Source organism: Polaribacter sp. (assembly GCF_965660385.1).
Lineage (GTDB): Bacteria > Bacteroidota > Bacteroidia > Flavobacteriales > Flavobacteriaceae > Polaribacter.
The window spans coordinates 1,240-2,543 of sequence record NZ_CBFHZT010000117.1; the positions used below are offsets into that span (position 1 = coordinate 1,240).

A 1,304-nucleotide genomic window follows, 5' to 3' on the forward strand; every position below is an offset into this window, starting at 1 on the left:
GAGAAGCTAGATAATCGTTTTATAAGAGTGCATAGATCTTACATAGTTAACAAGCAAAAAGTTACTGCTTACACAAAACAAGATATTGAAATTGGCGAAATTGAAATACCAATTGGAGATTTATACAGAAAAAATACTTTAGAAATACTGAAAGTGTAAATCCTTATATTTTTTATAAAAACATCAATTATTTAACGTTAACTCTAAAATAAATACGCTCATGTATTTATTTTTCCTATTTTAAGGCAAATTACGTTGCTTTGTAGTCTATTATGAGTTTGCATCTAAATAAAAATTTATCAAAAATACACTTATATTGGCAATGCCAATTCATAGGTTGGAGTCTAGTATCTATTTATTGGGCATACACAGTATATACGAGAGATAATTACGGGTTTTTTTACACGTTGTTAAATTATGTATTAGATATCTCAATTGGAATACTCCTTACGCATATGTATAGAGTCTATGCTTTAAAAGCTGAATGGAGTAAATTGCCAATAAAACAATTAATAGTAAGAGTAATTCCTAGCATACTTTTACTAGCAATTTTGTATGTATTCATAAACAATTTAAAATGGATTGTTTTCAGAACCTTTTTTGTGATAAAGAATGTTGATTTTTTAGAGTCAATGATGTATTGGAATCCGATTTTACTCACAGGACTTCGTTTAATGTCAATCTGGGTATTAGCCTATCACTTGTATCATTATTATCAAAAAGAAGTAGTTACTGCTAAAGAAAATGCGCAATTATCGTTAATCGCTAAACAAGCTCAGTTAGATAACTTATCAGCGCAATTGAATCCTCATTTTTTGTTCAATTCATTAAACTCAATAAAATCTTTAGTCATTGAAAACCCAGATACAGCCAGAAGATCAATAGATTTGTTGTCAGATTTATTACGTTCATCCTTATATGAAAAAGATAAAGGTTTAATTACCATTAAGGAGGAGTTATCTTTAGTGAAAGATTATATCGAATTAGAGAAAATGCGTTTTGAAGAACGATTGCATTTAGAAATTTCTGTAAATAAAATAGTAGACAATTTTAAAATACCTACTTTAAGTATTCAGCTATTGGTCGAAAATGCAATTAAACATGGAATTGATTTAATCGTTAAAGGAGGCACTATAAGTCTTATTATTAAAAAGCAACACCATTTTATTGAAATCATAGTTAGAAACCCAGGAAGTATTGATGATACAAAAAGTGCAGGTTTGGGCTTAAAAAATTTGCAAAAGAGATTAACAATTCAATATAAAAACAAAGCTACTTTTAACTTAATTCAAGCAAATACAGAA

The 1,304-nt window shown here is 28.0% G+C and carries 2 protein-coding genes; both read left to right on the top strand.

The window, feature by feature from the left end:
• Positions 1-27: 27 nt before the first annotated feature.
• A complete protein-coding gene (locus ACTG3V_RS15365) occupies positions 28-159 on the top strand; it encodes a hypothetical protein (RefSeq protein WP_439133055.1) in 132 nt (43 codons plus the stop codon).
• 113 nt (positions 160-272) lie between these two features.
• On the top strand, positions 273-1,304 hold a 1,032-nt coding region (locus ACTG3V_RS15370; protein ID WP_439133054.1), incomplete at its 3' end, for a sensor histidine kinase.